This window comes from Massilia sp. CFBP9026 (genome assembly GCF_034045165.1).
Taxonomy (GTDB): Bacteria; Pseudomonadota; Gammaproteobacteria; order Burkholderiales; family Burkholderiaceae_D; genus Telluria; species Telluria arenae.
On the sequence record NZ_JAXCWH010000002.1, the window covers coordinates 134,518 to 150,326 of the forward strand.

Consider the following 15,809-nt stretch of genomic DNA (forward strand, 5'->3'; position numbering starts at 1 on the left):
GATCACCTCAGAACGGCAGATCGGCATCGGGCTTGGCCGCCAGGATCACGCTCTTGAACTCGGACTGGATGCGCGCCAGCGCTTCCGGATTTTCGCCCTCGAAGCGCAGCACCACGACCGGGGTCGTGTTCGACGAACGCGCCAGGCCAAAGCCGTCCGCGTACTCGACGCGCAGGCCGTCGATGTCGTTGATCTTTTCCGAGGTCGGGAAAGTAGCGTCGCGGCGCAGCTGGTCGATCAGGGCGAAGTTCTCGCCTTCCTGCAGGTGCAGGTGCAGTTCCGGGGTGCTGCTGGCGATCGGCAAGCCGTTGAGCAGCGCCGACGGGTTCTGACCTTTGGTCAGGATCTCGAGCATGCGCGCGCCGGCGTACAGGCCGTCGTCGAAGCCGTACCAGCGGTCCTTGAAGAAGATGTGGCCGCTCATCTCGCCGCCCAGCGGGGCGCCGGTTTCCTTCAGCTTGGCCTTGACCAGCGAGTGGCCGGTCTTCCACATCAGCGGCTTGCCGCCGTTCTTTTCGATGTAGGGCGCCAGGTGGCGGGTGCACTTGACGTCGTACAGGATCTCGGCGCCGGGATTGCGCGACAGGACGTCGGCCGCGAACAGCATCATCTGGCGGTCCGGGAAGATGATCTGGCCATCCTTGGTGACCAGGCCCAGGCGGTCGCCGTCGCCGTCGAAGGCCAGGCCGATCTCGGCGTCGGTCGCTTGCAGCGCGCGGATCACGTCCTGCAGGTTCTCGGGATGGGCCGGGTCCGGGTGATGGTTCGGGAAGGTGCCGTCGACGTCGCAGAACAGCTCGACGACCTCGGCGCCCATGCGGGTGAACAGCTCGGGCGCGAAGGCGCCGGCGACGCCGTTGCCGCAGTCGACCACGATCTTGATCGGACGCGCCAGCTTGACGTCGCCGACGATGCGCTCGATGTAGGCGGCGCGGATATCGTGGGTGCCGTAGTCGCCGCGCTGGTCGGCGATCTTGCCGTCATATGCTGCGATGCTGTCGTGCAGGCCGGTGATGGCGTCGCCATAGATCGCCTCGCCCGCCATCACCATCTTGAAGCCGTTGTAGTCCGGCGGGTTGTGGCTGCCGGTGACCATGATGCCCGAGCGGGTTTCAAGGACGTTGGTGCCGAAATAGACCATCGGCGTGGCGACCATGCCCAGGTCGATCACGTCGACGCCGGCGTCGCGCAGGCCTTCGCTCAAGGCGGCGCTCAGCTCCGGGCCCGACAGGCGGCCGTCGCGGCCGATCACGACCTTGCGCTCGCCCTTGGCCAGCGCGGCGGCGCCGAAGGCACGGCCGATGTGGCGCGCGATGCCCGCATCCAGGGTCTTGCCGATGATGCCGCGAATATCATAGGCCTTGAAAATCGTTTTCGAGAGAGCAACCATGTTCTTCCTTGGAATTCTTGAGGGGCATGCACCGGTCACTGGATCGACCGTGGTCATCGCCGGATGTTGGAGGAATGATAAAAAATTGCTTGCTATTGTACCGGCAAGCGCTGGCGTCGTGGGATTGGCGCGCGGGGGACTGGCGGTGAATTGGCGGTGAGCGGACGGCGTGGAAAGCGCCCGGTGCCTGGTGGAATGCTGCTACCGCCTGCGCTGCGGAAGTGAGGTTCCGCAGCGCAGGGGAAATACGGTCAGACGCGCAGATCGTCGATCGACTTGCCGCCTTCGACCCATTCCTTGACCCACTTCGGCTGACGGCCGCGGCCGGTCCACTGCAGGTTGGAATCGTCTGGGTGGCGATAACGCACGGCGACGGTGGCGCCTTTCGAACCGCGGCCGGTAGCGGCCATCAGGTCTTTCAACGGCACGCCGACGCTTTGGGCGATGGCCAGGATTTGCTCGCGTGCTTTTTGCACTTCCTGGACTTCACGCTTCTTCATCTCCTGCTTGATTTGCTCTTGCAGATTACGCAAATCGCCCAGCGACATATTCGACAGATCCATCATCGTTCCTTTGTTCGTTAAAGATTAAATGCAGATTCAGCAATTACTGAATCTAGTGAATTCTCACTAATTCTCGCAATATAATACATCAATAAACCAGGACTAGTCCTTCTTGCTTAAAAAAAGCCAGCGCGGGGACTTGAATCGAACAATACGGCCATACAACCAGAGGTAACTGATTATGAACAACAAACAGAAGAACATCAGGGTCGTCGTGTTTTTCCAGAACACCGTTGCCGGTATCACGGCCAGCAGTGAAAACAGCCATAAATAAGGAGAGGTCCGCGCATTGCGCTTCATCAATGCCCGTGCTTCGCGCGGCCCCACTGTCCATTGCACGATACGGCGGAATATCAAACTGTGCAGGTGAATACCATCCGGCATCGCCGGCGACTTACCGCGCACAAACATGCGCCGATAAGCGGAGAATATCGTTTCGAAAGCCGGATAAATCAGTAACAGCGCCGCATACCAGGTCGACACCCCGGGATTGCGCATCACCAGCAGCAGCGCCAGCTCGCCCAGCAGGAAACCGATGAAATAGGCGCCGCCGTCGCCCAGGAAGATCAGCCCCACCGGATAGTTCCAGATCAGGAAGCCGGCGGTGGCGCCGGCCACGATCAGGGCCGCCACCAGCACGAACATATCGCCCACCTGCAGCGCCACGTAGGACAGCGACAGCAGCATGAAGATGCTGATCACGCCCGCCAGGCCATTGAAGCCGTCGATGATGTTGATGGCGTTGGCGATACCCGCCACCGCCAGCATCGTCAGCGGCAGCACGATCCACAGCGCCTCGATCGGCACCACGGCCCACGGCAGGTCGAGGCGGCCGACGCGCGCGTCGAGCAGCCAGTAGCCGAGCGCCGCCGCGATCATCGTCAGCGCCAGCCGGCGCAGCGGGGAAACGCGGCCGGTGTAATCCTCGGCGATGCCGCCGGAGAGCGCGATCGTGGCGCAGGTAATCAGGGTGGCGAGCCACGCCATCATTTGCGGCTCGCGCAGGATCGATATCCCGGACGCCACCACCACCGCGAGAAAAATCGGAATGCCGCCGATACGCGCGACCGCGTGCGAGTGCGCTTTCTGCACGCCGCCAAAATCGCCATCGAGCCCCAGCCCATGTTTTCGCGCGGTCTTGATAACAAGCAGCGTCAGCAATGCGCAGGAAAGGAAGCTCACGAAAAACGAGAACATTATTGTTTTCTTTCGATGCCTGTATGTGGAGCCTCGGGCAGCAGCGCCTGGCAAATGCAACGGCCAGTGCATGCTATTCGCGGGGGAAAGCCGCGCAGTAAGCCGTATTCATTGTACCGGAATGGATGGCCATTTCCGGGCGCACGTATTTAACATGCCCGCAGTGTTCGCCTGCAGTGTTGGAACCGAGTCAAAAAATGTCGATGCGCACGCATTTCGCACACGAGACAGGTGCGGGGTTCCACAAGCGCGGGCCGGACGACAGCGGCGGCGAGTAAAATCATTTAGTATCCGCGAACGCAACAGCTTTACAGGCCAATCTCAAAAATGAAAACCTATGCCATTGGCGACCTCCAGGGTTGCGCGCACGAAGCGCAACTTCTCCTCGACCGAATCTTCGAGACGGCGGGCCCCGATGCGCGCATCCTGTTCGTGGGAGACCTGATCAATCGCGGCCCCGATTCGCTCACCGCGCTGCGGCGCATGAAAGCGTTATCGGAATCGAGCGGCGGGCGCATCGAAGCCCTGCTCGGTAACCACGACCTGCACCTGATCGCGGTGGCGGCCGGCGTCCAGCGCCTGGGCCGCTCCGACACCCTCGACGAGATCCTGGCCGCGCCCGACCGCGACGACCTGATCGCCTGGCTGCGCCAGCGCCCGCTGGCGATGTTCGTCGACGCCCACCTGCTGGTGCACGCCGGCGTGGCGCCGCAATGGGATGCGCGCCAGACCATGGCGCTGGCCGGCGAAGTCGAAGCCGCGCTGCGCGGCGACGGCTGGATCGGGTTCCTGGGCGCGATGTACGGCAACCATCCTGACCGCTGGGACGATGGCCTGGTGGGCATCGACCGCCTGCGCTGCATCGTCAACGCCCTCACCCGCATGCGCCTGTGCGCGCCGGACGGCACGATGGATTTCAAGCACAAGGAAAGCGATGCCGGCCCGGCCGGCTCCGGCCTCCTGCCCTGGTTCGAGCTGCCGCAGCGGCAGACCCAGGACGTGACGGTCGTGTTCGGCCACTGGTCGGCGCTGGGCCTGGTGCAGCGGCCGAACCTGATCGGTCTCGATAGCGGCTGCGTGTGGGGCGGCAAGCTGACGGCGGTCTGCCTGGACGACCGCACGCTATTGCAGGTGGACTGTCCCGAGTACCGGGAACATGGCGGCAAGAAGCGGTAGCGTGGACGGCTCGCCGTCCACGCGGTGATAGTTTACTTATACCGGCCGTCTTACCGCCGCCCCCACCGCCTCCTGCGCCGCCAGCGCCAGCTCGCGCCGGTGCGCGCCGCTGCTCTCGAGCGGCGCCAGGCAGGCCAGGCGCGCCGTCACCGGCGGGCCCTGAAGAATCCTGAACAGGCTGTCGACGAAGGTGGTGTCGCCGATGTACTCGATCGACGGATGGTGCCGGCCAGCGGCATCGACATAGGCCAGCGCATACGGCTGCACCGGCACGCCGGCATCGATCGCAGCCTCGAACAGGTTGGCGTGGAAGGGCAGCACCCCGCCCTGCAGGCCGGTCGTCCCTTCCGGGAACAGGGCGACCCGTTCTCCTTTTTGCAGCACCTCGACCAGTCCCTTGAACACGTGGCGCAGCTCGCGCCGGTTGCCGCGCGCGATGAACACGGTGCCGGCGCCGGCCGCCAGCCAGCCCATCACCGGCCAGGAACGGATCTCGGCCTTGGCCACGAAGCGGCAGGGATCGAGGGCGTTGATGACGAAGATGTCGAGCCAGGACACGTGGTTGGCGACGACCAGCGCGTGCTCGAGCGCGGGCACGCCGCCGCGGTGCTCGACCTCGACCCGGCACAGGCGCAGCAGGCGGCGCGACCAGCCGCGCGTCAGGCGCATGCGCAGCGGGGACGAAGCGAAAGGGAATACAAGCGCGCAGGTCGCCAGGCCCTCGCACAGGTGGACGACGACGCGCACGAGGCGCCAGGCTAGGCGAATCTTCAAGATAGCAAACACAGTGAGGACGGCGGCGTCATGACAAGCCGCCGTCCCGGGTGGATCAGCGCTGCCAGGCCACGCGGCCGCGCACGATGGTGGCCTTGACCTGTCCAGCCAGTTCGTAGCCGAGGAAAGGCGTGTGCTTGCCCTGGCTGGCCAGGGTCTTGCCCTCCACCTTCCAGCGCGCGTCTGGATCGAACAGCACCACGTCGGCGGCGGCGCCGACGCCCAGGGTGCCGGCCGGCAGGCCGGCGATGCGGGCCGCTTCATGCGTGATGCGGCCGAGCGCCACGGCCAGCGCCTTGTCAGCATCCCGCTGGTCCTCGGCCCACTTGAGTGTGAGGCTGAGCAGCAGTTCCAGGCCGGTGGCGCCGGGCGAGGCTTCGCCGAACGGCAGCAGCTTCTCGTCGTCGTCGACCGGGGTGTGGTCGGAGCAGACCGCGTCCACGGTGCCGTCCAGCACCGCTGCACGGATCGCGTCGCGGTCGCGCTGCGAGCGCAGCGGCGGGGTCAGGCGCGCGTTGGAATCGAAGAAGCCGATGTCGGCGTCGGTCATGTGCAGGTGGTGCACGCCGACGTCGGCGCTGACGTCCAGGCCTTCCTTCTTGGCGGCGCGGATCAGCTCGAGGCCGGCGGCGGACGAGATGCGGCACAGGTGCACGCGCGCGCCGGTGGCGCGCATGAGTTCGAAGATCGTGTGCAGCGCGATGGTCTCGGACATCACCGGCACGCCCGACAGGCCCAGGCGCGACGCCAGCGGGCCGCTGTGGGCCACGCCGCCGCGGCCGATGTGGGCGTCCTGCGGACGCAGCCACACGGTATAGCCGAAGGTCTTGGCATACTGCATGGCGCGCAGCAGCACGGTGGTGTCGAGGACCGGTTCTTCGGCCTGGGCGAAGCCGATGCAGCCGGCTTCGGTCAGTTCGGCCATCTCGGTCAGCGCCTGGCCCTTCAGGCCCACGGTCAGCGCGCCCAGCGGATGCACATTGGCCTGGTCGAGCATGCGCGCGCGGTGCTTGAGCATCTCGACCAGGCCCGGTTCGTCCAGCACCGGATCGGTGTCGGGCGGGCACACGAGCGTGGTCACGCCGCCCTGCATCGCAGCCTGCAGCTCGGATTCGAGCGTGGCCTTGTATTCGTAGCCCGGCTCGCGCAGGCGCGCCGACAGGTCGACCAGGCCGGGGGCGACCACCAGGCCCGCCGCATCGATGGTCTGGTCGGCGCTAAAGCCCGAGGGCGCGGCGCCGAGGGCCGCGATCTTGCCGTCGACGATGAACAGGTCTTGCGCTGCGTCGATGCCGTTCGCCGGGTCGATCACTCGCCCGTTCTTGATATGAAGTTTCATGCGTGGGTTCCTGCCAAAATGCTCATCACCGCCATCCGTACCGCGATCCCGAAAGTCACCTGCGGCAGGATCACCGCCTGGGCGCCGTCCGCCACCGCCGAGTCGATCTCGACGCCGCGGTTCATCGGGCCCGGGTGCATCACGATTGCGTCCGGTTTCGCCAGCGCCAGGCGCTCAGGCGTCAGGCCATAGCTCTTGAAGTATTCCTGGGCCGACGGCAGCAGCGCGCCGCTCATGCGCTCGTTCTGCAGGCGCAGCATGATGATGACGTCGACGTCTTTCAGCCCCTCATCCATATTGGTGAAGGTGCGCACGCCCATCTGTTCCAGGCCGCCCGGCAGCAGGGTGTGCGGGCCGATCGCGCGCACTTCGGGCACGCCCAGCGTGGTCAGCGCGTGGATGTCCGAGCGCGCCACGCGGCTGTGCAGGATGTCGCCGACGATGGCCACGCGCAGGTTCGTGAAATCCTTCTTGTAGTGCCGGATCGTGTACATGTCCAGCAGGCCCTGGGTCGGGTGGGCGTGGCGGCCGTCGCCGGCATTGACCACGTGCACGTCGGAGCGGGTGCGGTTCAGGTGCTGGGCGATCATGTAGGGCGCGCCCGATTGCGCGTGGCGCACCACGAACATATCGGCGTGCATCGCGGCCAGGTTGTCGATGGTGTCGAGCAGCGACTCGCCCTTGGTGGTCGACGAGGCCTGGATGTTCAGGTTGATGACGTCGGCCGACAGGCGCTTCGAGGCGATCTCGAAGGTGGTACGGGTGCGCGTCGAGTTTTCGAAGAACAGGTTGAACACGCTCTTGCCGCGCATGAGCGGGACTTTCTTGACTTCGCGGTCGGAGATGCCGACGAAGCTCGATGCGGTGTCGAGGATATGGTCGATGTGCGACTTCTTGAGTCCCTCGATGGTGAGCAGGTGTTGCAGCTCGCCGTTCTTGTTCAGTTGCGGATTATTGTGCAGGGTCGGCATTGTCTTCTTCGATGGTCAGCGAGAGTTGGCCTGTTTCGTCGCGCTGCAGGCACAGCGACTGGTTTGCCGCGAGCGACACGCGGGTGCCGACGAAATCGGCCGCCACCGGCAGCTCGCGTCCGCCGCGGTCGGCCAGCGCGGCCAGTTTGATGCAGGCCGGGCGACCGTAGTCGAACAGCACATTGATCGCGGCGCGCGTGGTGCGGCCGGTCTGCAGCACATCATCGACCAGCACGACCGTGGCGCCGTCGACGGCGAAGCGGATGTGGGTCGGTTTGACGTCGGGGTGCAGGCCCTTGCGCGCATAGTCGTCGCGGTAGAAGGAGACGTCGATCGAGCCCAGGCGGGCGGTGAGATCAAGGTCGCGCGCCAGGCGTTCTGCCAGCCAGGCGCCGCCGGAATGGATGCCGACGATGGCGGCGTCGGACACGCCGGCCAGGCCAGCGCGGACCTGGGCCAGCAGCTCGCGATAGAGCGCTTCGGCATCTAAATCAAGATTAGTTGTGGACATGAGCGTCAAAGTATTGTTGCAAAATAATGGCGGCTGCCTTGTCGTCGATGACGTCGCCGCGCTTGCTTGCGATCACGGCCGACGAATAGCGCTCGTCGACCAGCTCGACCGGCAGGTTGAAGCGGCCATGCAATTGATTGGCGAAGCGGCGGCTGCGCAGGGTCATGTCGTGCTCGGCGCCGTCTGGGTGGCGCGGCTCGCCCACCACCAGGCGCGCCGGCGACCACTCGGCGATCAGTTCGCCGATGATCTTGAAGCGGGTGGCGTTGTCGATGGCGGCGATGACGCGCAGCGGCTGTGCCTGACCGGTCAGGGTGTTGCCCATGGCGATGCCGATCCGCTTGACGCCGAAGTCGAAGCCAAGAACGATATCAACCATCATGCGCAACCATGCTGGTACGGCAAACTACGCATGGCCGGCTTCGGTGGCGAGCATGAAGGGATCGATCCCCAGCAGTTTGATGGCGGCGTTGTAGCGTTCCTCGATCGGCAGGTCGAACAGCACGCGCGCGTCGGCGCCCACCGTCAGCCAGCCGTTGCGCGAGAGTTCTTCTTCGAGCTGGCCGGGACTCCAGCCGGCGTAGCCGATCGAGACCAGCATGCGCGCGGGGCCGCCGCCGCTGGCGACGGCTTCGAGCACGTCGATCGAGGTCGTGAAGGCGACGTCGTCGGTGACGTTGAGGGACGAGGAATAGCGCCCGCCCGGCGAATGCAGCACGAAGCCGCGGTCGTCCTGGACCGGCCCGCCGAACATGATCGGCTCGTCCACCACGGTCGCGCGCAGGCCTTCGGCCAGCTTCAGGTCGACGCGGTCGAACAGGGTTTCCATCGTCATGTCGGTCGGCTTGTTGATGACCACGCCCAGCACGCCCTTGTCGTTGTGCTCGCAGACATAAACGACAGTGCCGCCGAAAATCGGGTCCTGGATCGATGGCATGGCGATCAGGAAGTGGTTCGCAAGATTGAGCCCGGATGCTGCCGGACCCGCCTTGGCGAGTGTGTCATCCTGCTCCCGGGGCATGCCCGGCATCGGTAGAGTTTTGCCAACTTTGGTTTTTTTCATACGGATACTCTCAAAAGGCGCACTCTTGCGTTAAAACATGATCGACTGCCAACGTTCTGCAGCACAACGTTACGCTTTTCCCTAGTTTACACCCATTTGGCCGCAGGACCCTCGGAACCATCACGACGCGCACACCACGATCCGATCCTAGACAGTAAAATCTGCTCCCGCCTTGACCCTGCACACAGTGATGAATTTGAGCAAGTCTTTAGTCTGGTTCCGGCGCGACCTGCGCGCATTCGACCACGCCGCCCTGCACCACGCCTTGCGCTGTTCGCAACAGGTGTTCTGTGTCTTCGTGTATGACACCGACATCCTCGACGGCTTGCCGCGCGACGATCGGCGCCTGCGTTTCATTCACGCCAGTCTGGCCAGCCTGGATGAGGAATTGCGTCGTCTTGGAGGCTACCTCATCGTGCGCCATGGCAGCGCCCGGGATGAGGTTCTTGCGCTGGCGAATGAACTCGGCGTCGATGCGGTGCATACCTGTGCCGACTATGAACCGCTGGCGATCGCGCGCGACACCGACGTGGCGCAGCAGCTGGCAGCGCAGGGCCGCGCCTTTCACTCGTACAAGGACCAGGTCATCTTCGAGAAGGATGAAGTGCTGACCCTGGCGGGACAGCCGTACTCGGTGTTTACGCCCTACAAGAACGCCTGGCTCAAGCGGCTGGCGGCGCATCCCGAGACGCTGGCGGCGTATCCGATCGACGCCTATGCGCATGCGTTCGCGCCGCCTGCGTCAGCGCCGGCCCTGCCCGCGCTGGAAGACATCGGCTTCGAGTCCGGCGAACCGCCGCTGCCGGCCGGGATGGAAGGGGCCGAAGCCTTGTTCGAAGCCTTCGTCGAAGACATCGCCGACTACGGCCGCGCGCGCGACTTCCCGGCCGAGGATGGCACGTCGCGGTTGTCGACCCACCTGCGCTTCGGCACCACCTCGATCCGCCATTTGGTGCGCACGGCCCGGCAATTGATGCTGTCGGGCGCGGGCGGCACTGGCGCCTCGGTATGGCTGTCCGAACTCATCTGGCGCGACTTCTATGCGATGGTGCTGTCCCAGAACCCGCACGTGGTCGAGCGCTCCTTCAAGCCGGCCTTCGACGCGGTGCAGTGGGACATTGGCCCGGACGCCGATGCGTTGTTCGCCGCCTGGTGCGAGGGCCGCACCGGCTATCCGCTGGTCGATGCCGCCATGGTCCAGCTGAACACCACCGGTTTCATGCACAACCGGCTGCGCATGGTGACGGCCAGCTTCCTCACCAAGGACCTCGGCATCGACTGGCGCCGCGGCGAGCGCTATTTCGCCCTGAAGCTGAACGACTACGAGCTGGCTTCGAACAACGGCGGCTGGCAATGGGCGGCGTCGACTGGCTGCGATGCCCAGCCCTGGTTCAGGATCTTCAATCCGGTGACGCAGTCGACGCGCTTCGACGCGCGCGGGGAATTCATCCGGCGCTACCTGCCGCAACTGGCAAAGCTCGACGGCAAGCAGGTCCACGCGCCATGGCTGGTCAAGCCGGAAGTGCTGGCCGAGCGCGGCGTGGTGTTGGGCCAGGATTATCCGGCGCCGGTCGTGGACCACGACGCGGCGCGCAGGAGGACGCTGGAGCGGTTTGCGGTGGTGAAAAAAGCCGTCAGCGTTTGAGCAGCTCTTCGATCGCCGCCAGCAGCACCGGTTCCTGATACGGCTTGCCGTAATAGGCATTCACACCCAGCCCCAGCGCCACGTTGCGGTGCTTGTCCGCCGTGCGCGAGGTGATCATGACGATCGGGATGTCTTTCGTGGCCTCGTTGCCGCGCACATTGCGCGTCAGGTCGTAACCGTCCATGCGCGGCATCTCGATATCGACCAGCATCAGGTCGGGCGCGCCCTGCGCAATGAGTTCGAGCGCCTCGACGCCGTCCTTGGCCAGCTGCACGCGATAGCCTTCGCGCTCCAGCAGGCGCTGGGTCACGCGGCGCACCGTCAGCGAGTCGTCGACCACCATCACGGTCGGGCGCCGCACCTGGCGAGCCACGTCCTTCTTCACCTGGGCGGCGGCCTGCGGCTGCTGGGCCAGCGCCAGCGGATCGAGGATCAGGACGATCTCGCCCGAGCCCAGCACCGTCGCGCCGGCGATGCCCGGCACCCGCGACAGCTGCGGGCCGATGTTCTTGACCACCACCTCGCGGTTGCCCAGCACCTCGTCCACGCGCAGCGCGATGCGGCTGGCGCCGCCGTTCAGCACCAGCACCGGCGTCGAGCGCTGGCTCGCGGTGCGCTCGTCCTCGTCTTCGCCCAGCAGGGCGGGCAAGGCATGCAGCGCCAGCGTCGCGCCGGCCAGGGAAATGCTGCCGGCCTCGATCGCCGCCGCCAGGTCCAGCGCGCGCACCTGCTCCACCCGCTCGACCAGGGTCGACGGCACCGCATGCGTGCGCCCGCCGGCCGTCACCAGCACCACCTGGGCGACAGCAAGTGTCAGCGGCAGCGTGATCGTGAAGCGCGCGCCCTGCCCCGGCTCGGACACGACGGCCACCCGTCCGCCCAGCGCCTGGGCTTCGGAACGCACCACGTCCATGCCGACGCCGCGGCCTGCCAGCTCGGTCAGCGTGTCCGCCGTCGAGAAACCGGGCTCGAAGATCAGTTCCGTCACGTCCTGGTCGGAGGCGTCTTCGCCGCCCTCCAGCAGGCCGTTGGCCTGCGCCTTGGCGCGGATGCGCTCCAGGTCCAGGCCGGCGCCGTCGTCGCCGAACACGATCATGACTTCGTTGCCGTGCTGGCTGACCTGCACCAGCAGTTCTCCCGTCTCGGCCTTGCCCGCCTCCTGGCGCGCCGCGCGCGGCTCGATGCCGTGCACGATCGCATTCCGCAGCAGGTGTTCGAAGGGAGCGGCCATCTGTTCCAGCACGCCGCGGTCGATCTCCACGGCGCCGCCGCGGATGTCGAGGTTGACGCGCTTGTCGGTTTCCTTGGCGGTCTGGCGCGCGACGCGGAACAGGCGTTCCGACAGGCTGGCGAACGGCACCATCCGCACCCGCATCAGGTCGCGCTGCAGGTCGCGCGTCATGCGCGCCTGGCTGGCCAGTTCCTCGTTGGCGCCGTCGACCGTGCGCGCCAGGCTTTCCTGGAATGAGGCGACGTCATCGACGCTCTCGGCCAGCATGCGCGTCAGTTCCTGCAGGCGCGTGAAGCGGTCGAATTCGAGCGGATCGAATTCGCGCTCGCCCGAGATCGACAGCTTCGAGGCGATCTGCGATTCGGCCTGCATCTCGATCTCGCGCAGCTGGCGCCGCAGGCGCGCCACGTTGTCCGAGAAGTCGCCCAGCGAACCCTTGAGCGCGCCCATCTGGTTTTCCAGGCGCGAGCGCGTGATCGACACCTCGCCGGCCTGGTTCACCACGCGGTCGAGGATGTCGGCGCGCACCCGCACCAGCGGCGAACGGACCGGCTCGGCCGGCGCCGGCAAGTGTGCCTGCGCCTGCTCCGGTGCGGCTTGCGCCCCGGCCGGTTGCTGCAAGGCCTCGAACAGCAGCATCGCCGCGTCGTAGTTGGCCAGCAGCTCGTCGAAGGCGGTGGCCGGCAAGGTGGACGTGCCGGCGTGGACCATGTTCTCGATCTGGGTTTCCAGCTCGTGCGCGTGCTGGCCCAGGCGCATCGCGCCGGCCATGCGCGCGCTGCCCTTGACCGTGTGCAGGTCGCGCTGCATGCCCTGCGCGATCGCGGTATTGGTCGGCTCCTGCTGCCACTGGCGCAGGTCGTGGCCGATGCGCGGCAACAGGTCCGCCGCCTCCTCCAGGAATACCGGCAGCAGGTCCGGGTCGATCTCGTCGGCAAAGCTGGCGCCGACCAGTTCGGGCTCCGGCTCCGGTTCGGCCTCTGGCATGGGTTCCGCGGCCGCTTCAGCCAGCACCGCTTCGTCAGGGGTGACGGCCACAAAATCGGCTGGCGGCGCGGCGAAGGCATCGTCGAGGAAGGAATCGAACAGGTCGTCGACGTCGTCCTTCACGGCCGGTTTCGGCGCAGCCTCTGGCGCCTGGCGCGCTTCGAATGCGGGCGGCGCGGCCAGCAACTGCTCGTAGGCGGCCGCGAACAGCGCGTCGAGCTGGCTGGCCAGGGCCGGATCGGCCTCGCCATACAAGGCCGCCGCCTGCTGGCTGGCCAGGCGCTCGCGCAGCGCCGCCAGCTGTTCCACCAGGTCGGGCTGGCCAGGGGCCAGCTCGCCCAGGGTGAACACCTGCAGCATGGTGCGCATGCGCGACAGGGTCGCATCGAACAGCTCGAACTGGGCGTCCTCGAGCCTGGTGCCCGGCGCCGCCAGCTTCTCGAGCGTCGTCTCCAGCTCGTGCGCGAGGTCGCGCAGGGCGCCGTAGCCGACCGTGGCCGAGGTGCCCGACAAGGTATGCGCCGCCGTCACCGCGTCCTGCACCACCTGTTTGTCCAGGCCACGGCGCAGCGCGCCGAAAGCCTGCTCCAGGGTGGCGCACAGGGTCTCGGTTTCGCCCAGGTAGACGTCGTGCAAGGCCTGCGGGATGGCCAGGTCGCCGACGCGCTTCACGCCATCGTCGCCCGGCATTTCCAACTGCTCGTCGAGCAGCGGAATGTCGTCGAGCGCCGGCGCTTCGATGATGTCGTCCAGCACCAGTGGCTCATCGCCCAGCGGCTCGAACGGTCCGCCCTCCTGCACCCGCGCGGCGGCCTCGATCAGCGCCGCCCCATCGCGCTCAGGCGTGCGGCCGGCGGCCAGCTCGGCCACCCAGGCATCGAGTTCGGCATAGGCATGGGCCAGCAGGGCCAGCAGGTCGGCGGTGGCCGAGCGGCCGTCGGCCAGCCACACGTTCATCACCCGTTCGATGGCGGCGGCGGTGGCGGCGAAGGCCTCCAGGTCCACCATGCGGCTGCTGCCCTTGAGCGTATGGAAGGCGCGGCGCAGCTGGGTCAGGATTTCCTGGTTGGACGGCTCGTCGGCCGCGCGCGGCAGCGTCTCGACCACGAAGGCCAGCACTTCCTGCGCTTCGGCGATGAAGATGCCGAGCAGTTCGGCGTCGACGCCGTTCGCGATCTCCTCCGCCGACTCGGCCACCGGCGCGGCCTCGGCCGGCGCCTCGACGAACTCGAACGGCAGCTCGCGCAGCAGCAGCTTGTCGAGGTCGAAGGTGAAGCGGCCGCGCGCGGCCTCGGCGTCCTGGGCCAGCAGGTCGGCGAAGAATCCGAGCGCGCCGATATTCTGGGCGATATTGTGCAGCGAGGCGTGCTGGTTGGTCACGTCGGCCTCGCTGGCGGCCAAGGCGCGCACCGATTCCTCGACGTGGCGCACGGCCAGCACCGCCTGGTCCTGGTCGAGGATGGCGAACGCCCCCTGCAACTGGTGCAGGATTGGCGCCGCCTGCTCGAGCACCTGGCGCTTCGATGGGTCGTCGTAATAGTCGTCGAGCAGCTTCTCGATCTGGCGCAGGCCGGCCTTGACCTCGTTCGCCAGCACGGCCACGGTCTGCCCCTGCTGGATCTGGCGCGCCAGCTCGCCCTGCCAGTGCGGGGCGTCGGGCGGCGTCTCGCCGGCGGCCAGCGCCAGCAGGCGCGCGCCGACGGCTTCGGCATTCTCAGAGAAATCGTCGGGCAGCTGGCGCAGCTGGTCCAGGCCATTCTCGACGAACAGCATGGCGGCCGCCATCTCGAGCCCGAACTGGTCGTCGCGGCCCGACTGCACCGAGTCGCTGGCCGCGCGGCCCAGTTCGCGCAGCAGCTGGGCCAGCGCGGGGGCGCCCAGCTTTTCGCTGGCGCCGGCCAGGCGCGCCAGCGCGTCGTTGAAGTCGCTCTCGACCTGGGCGTCGGGCTTGCCCTCGCCGGCGATGCGGTCCCAGTCCGACTTGGTGCGCGCCAGCGCTTCGCGCGCCTCTTGCAGCGCTTGCGGGTCGAGCTTGCCGTAACGGCGCTCGGCATAATCGGGCGGCACGGCGCCATCCAGGCCCAGGGCCTGGCGCAGCGCGCGCGCCTCCGGTCCCGGTTCGCGCGCGGCGGCGATAAAGAACAGCGTGTCGCGCAGCATCGCCTCGGGCGCGTCCGTCTCGCCCTTCACCAGGCGCCGCAATTGCAGATTGACCTGGCCGAACAGCTGCTTGATATAGAGATCGCTCTCGACCTGGCCGTCGGCCACCACGGTGGCGAAGGCATGCATCGCCTGCCAGAACAGGCGCACGCGCGGCTCGTCCTGTGTCGCTGCGATCGGCGCGATCGCGGCCACCAGGTCGGCGGCGTGGATCTGGCGTCCGGCGTCATCCTCGGCCTTCAGGTAGGGCAATAAGGCTTTTTCGAATCGACCACGGCAGGCCGCGACGTCAAGCCCGCCGTCACCTTCCGGCGCCGGTAGCTCGGGCAGCACCGACAGGTCGAGCGGCATCAGGTCGGACGGATGCACCTTGCGCTCGCCCTGGCGCTCGACCATGTCGCGGTAATACGGGAACAGGCGCGCCGGCTGTTGCGGCATGCCGGCCAGCAGTTCGTCGAGGTATTCGCCGAGCGCCCCGAAGGCGTCCAGCAACACCTGCACGCTATCCGGCGTGCATGGCAGTTCCCCATTCTTGAAGCCATCGAGCACCGCCTCGGCCGCGCCGGTGTACACCCCGACACCCTCGACGTCGACCAGTTGCAGGGCGCCGTGCGCCTGGTGCAGATGGGTCTTGGCGTGCAGCAGCAGGGTCGGCTGAGCCTCCGGCGAACGTCCGGCGGCCTCGCGCAAGGCGGTGGAGGCGCGCGCCAGGGCGTCGCGGATTTCGCCGATAACCCAGGACAGCGGGCCGGTGTCGAAGCTGGAACGTTGCAAGGTCGGACTCGGGGTAGCCATGGGCCGC

The 15,809-nt window shown here is 66.7% G+C and carries 12 protein-coding genes; 2 read left to right on the plus strand and 10 right to left on the minus strand.

Features of this window, described 5'->3' with window-relative positions:
* Positions 1–7: 7 nt before the first annotated feature.
* The 3 genes from SOM28_RS04735 to SOM28_RS04745 form a co-directional block, all read right to left on the minus strand.
* Positions 8–1,390, minus strand: a complete 1,383-nt coding sequence (locus SOM28_RS04735) for a phosphomannomutase/phosphoglucomutase (protein ID WP_320467394.1) — start codon at positions 1,388–1,390, stop codon at positions 8–10.
* Positions 1,391–1,641: 251 nt separating this feature from the next.
* Positions 1,642–1,953 carry an H-NS histone family protein gene (locus tag SOM28_RS04740; RefSeq protein WP_109348056.1) on the minus strand — a complete coding sequence of 104 codons (312 nt, stop codon included), beginning with the start codon at positions 1,951–1,953 and terminating at the stop codon, positions 1,642–1,644.
* A gap of 102 nt (positions 1,954–2,055) precedes the next feature.
* Positions 2,056–3,150, minus strand: coding sequence for an MraY family glycosyltransferase (locus tag SOM28_RS04745; protein ID WP_123072030.1), 1,095 nt, complete (start codon positions 3,148–3,150; stop codon positions 2,056–2,058).
* Positions 3,151–3,477: 327 nt separating this feature from the next.
* Here SOM28_RS04745 and SOM28_RS04750 point away from each other — a divergent pair, with 327 nt between their 5' ends.
* Entirely contained in the window at positions 3,478–4,326 is an 849-nt protein-coding gene (locus SOM28_RS04750) for a symmetrical bis(5'-nucleosyl)-tetraphosphatase (RefSeq protein ID WP_123072029.1), read from the plus strand.
* A gap of 36 nt (positions 4,327–4,362) precedes the next feature.
* Here SOM28_RS04750 and SOM28_RS04755 read toward each other — a convergent pair whose 3' ends face one another.
* Genes SOM28_RS04755 through SOM28_RS04780 form a run of 6 tightly spaced genes read right to left on the minus strand, consistent with a single transcriptional unit; the run spans position 4,363 to position 8,942 of the window.
* Positions 4,363–5,100, minus strand: coding sequence for a lysophospholipid acyltransferase family protein (locus SOM28_RS04755; RefSeq protein ID WP_183407566.1), 738 nt, complete (start codon positions 5,098–5,100; stop codon positions 4,363–4,365).
* Between the two features lie 55 nt (positions 5,101–5,155).
* On the minus strand, positions 5,156–6,439 hold the full coding sequence (locus SOM28_RS04760) for a dihydroorotase (RefSeq protein WP_320467395.1): 1,284 nt from the start codon (positions 6,437–6,439) through the stop codon (positions 5,156–5,158).
* Positions 6,436–7,410: an aspartate carbamoyltransferase catalytic subunit gene (locus tag SOM28_RS04765; RefSeq protein WP_005665326.1), complete on the minus strand. Its 975-nt coding sequence runs from the start codon at positions 7,408–7,410 to the stop codon at positions 6,436–6,438. Before SOM28_RS04765 ends, SOM28_RS04760 begins: the two co-directional genes overlap by 4 nt.
* The gene (gene pyrR / locus SOM28_RS04770) at positions 7,391–7,921 is read right to left on the minus strand and encodes a bifunctional pyr operon transcriptional regulator/uracil phosphoribosyltransferase PyrR (RefSeq protein WP_123072026.1); all 531 of its coding nucleotides are present in this window, start codon (positions 7,919–7,921) and stop codon (positions 7,391–7,393) included. Before pyrR ends, SOM28_RS04765 begins: the two co-directional genes overlap by 20 nt.
* Positions 7,908–8,300 carry a Holliday junction resolvase RuvX gene (ruvX, locus tag SOM28_RS04775; RefSeq protein WP_147933339.1) on the minus strand — a complete coding sequence of 131 codons (393 nt, stop codon included), beginning with the start codon at positions 8,298–8,300 and terminating at the stop codon, positions 7,908–7,910. Before ruvX ends, pyrR begins: the two co-directional genes overlap by 14 nt.
* Positions 8,301–8,327: 27 nt before the next feature.
* Positions 8,328–8,942 carry a YqgE/AlgH family protein gene (locus tag SOM28_RS04780; protein ID WP_123072064.1) on the minus strand — a complete coding sequence of 205 codons (615 nt, stop codon included), beginning with the start codon at positions 8,940–8,942 and terminating at the stop codon, positions 8,328–8,330.
* Between the two features lie 232 nt (positions 8,943–9,174).
* Between SOM28_RS04780 and SOM28_RS04785 the strand changes: the two genes are divergently transcribed.
* Positions 9,175–10,629: a cryptochrome/photolyase family protein gene (locus SOM28_RS04785; protein ID WP_123072024.1), complete on the plus strand. Its 1,455-nt coding sequence runs from the start codon at positions 9,175–9,177 to the stop codon at positions 10,627–10,629.
* Here SOM28_RS04785 and SOM28_RS04790 read toward each other — a convergent pair.
* Positions 10,619–15,802 (minus strand): Hpt domain-containing protein, encoded by a 5,184-nt coding sequence (locus tag SOM28_RS04790; protein ID WP_320467396.1) that lies wholly within the window; start codon positions 15,800–15,802, stop codon positions 10,619–10,621. The genes SOM28_RS04785 and SOM28_RS04790 overlap by 11 nt on opposite strands.
* Positions 15,803–15,809 lie beyond the last annotated feature (7 nt).

Coding starts and splice junctions, on each gene's coding strand:
- SOM28_RS04785 (WP_123072024.1), top strand. CDS start 9,175: ATGAATTTGAGCAAGTCTTTAGTCTGGTTCCGGCGCGACCTGCGCGCA.
- SOM28_RS04750 (WP_123072029.1), top strand. CDS start 3,478: ATGAAAACCTATGCCATTGGCGACCTCCAGGGTTGCGCGCACGAAGCG.
- SOM28_RS04735 (WP_320467394.1), bottom strand. CDS start 1,390: ATGGTTGCTCTCTCGAAAACGATTTTCAAGGCCTATGATATTCGCGGC.
- SOM28_RS04790 (WP_320467396.1), bottom strand. CDS start 15,802: ATGGCTACCCCGAGTCCGACCTTGCAACGTTCCAGCTTCGACACCGGC.
- SOM28_RS04765 (WP_005665326.1), bottom strand. CDS start 7,410: ATGCCGACCCTGCACAATAATCCGCAACTGAACAAGAACGGCGAGCTG.
- SOM28_RS04780 (WP_123072064.1), bottom strand. CDS start 8,942: ATGCCCCGGGAGCAGGATGACACACTCGCCAAGGCGGGTCCGGCAGCA.
- SOM28_RS04760 (WP_320467395.1), bottom strand. CDS start 6,439: ATGAAACTTCATATCAAGAACGGGCGAGTGATCGACCCGGCGAACGGC.
- ruvX (WP_147933339.1), bottom strand. CDS start 8,300: ATGGTTGATATCGTTCTTGGCTTCGACTTCGGCGTCAAGCGGATCGGC.
- pyrR (WP_123072026.1), bottom strand. CDS start 7,921: ATGTCCACAACTAATCTTGATTTAGATGCCGAAGCGCTCTATCGCGAG.
- SOM28_RS04745 (WP_123072030.1), bottom strand. CDS start 3,150: ATGTTCTCGTTTTTCGTGAGCTTCCTTTCCTGCGCATTGCTGACGCTG.
- SOM28_RS04740 (WP_109348056.1), bottom strand. CDS start 1,953: ATGGATCTGTCGAATATGTCGCTGGGCGATTTGCGTAATCTGCAAGAG.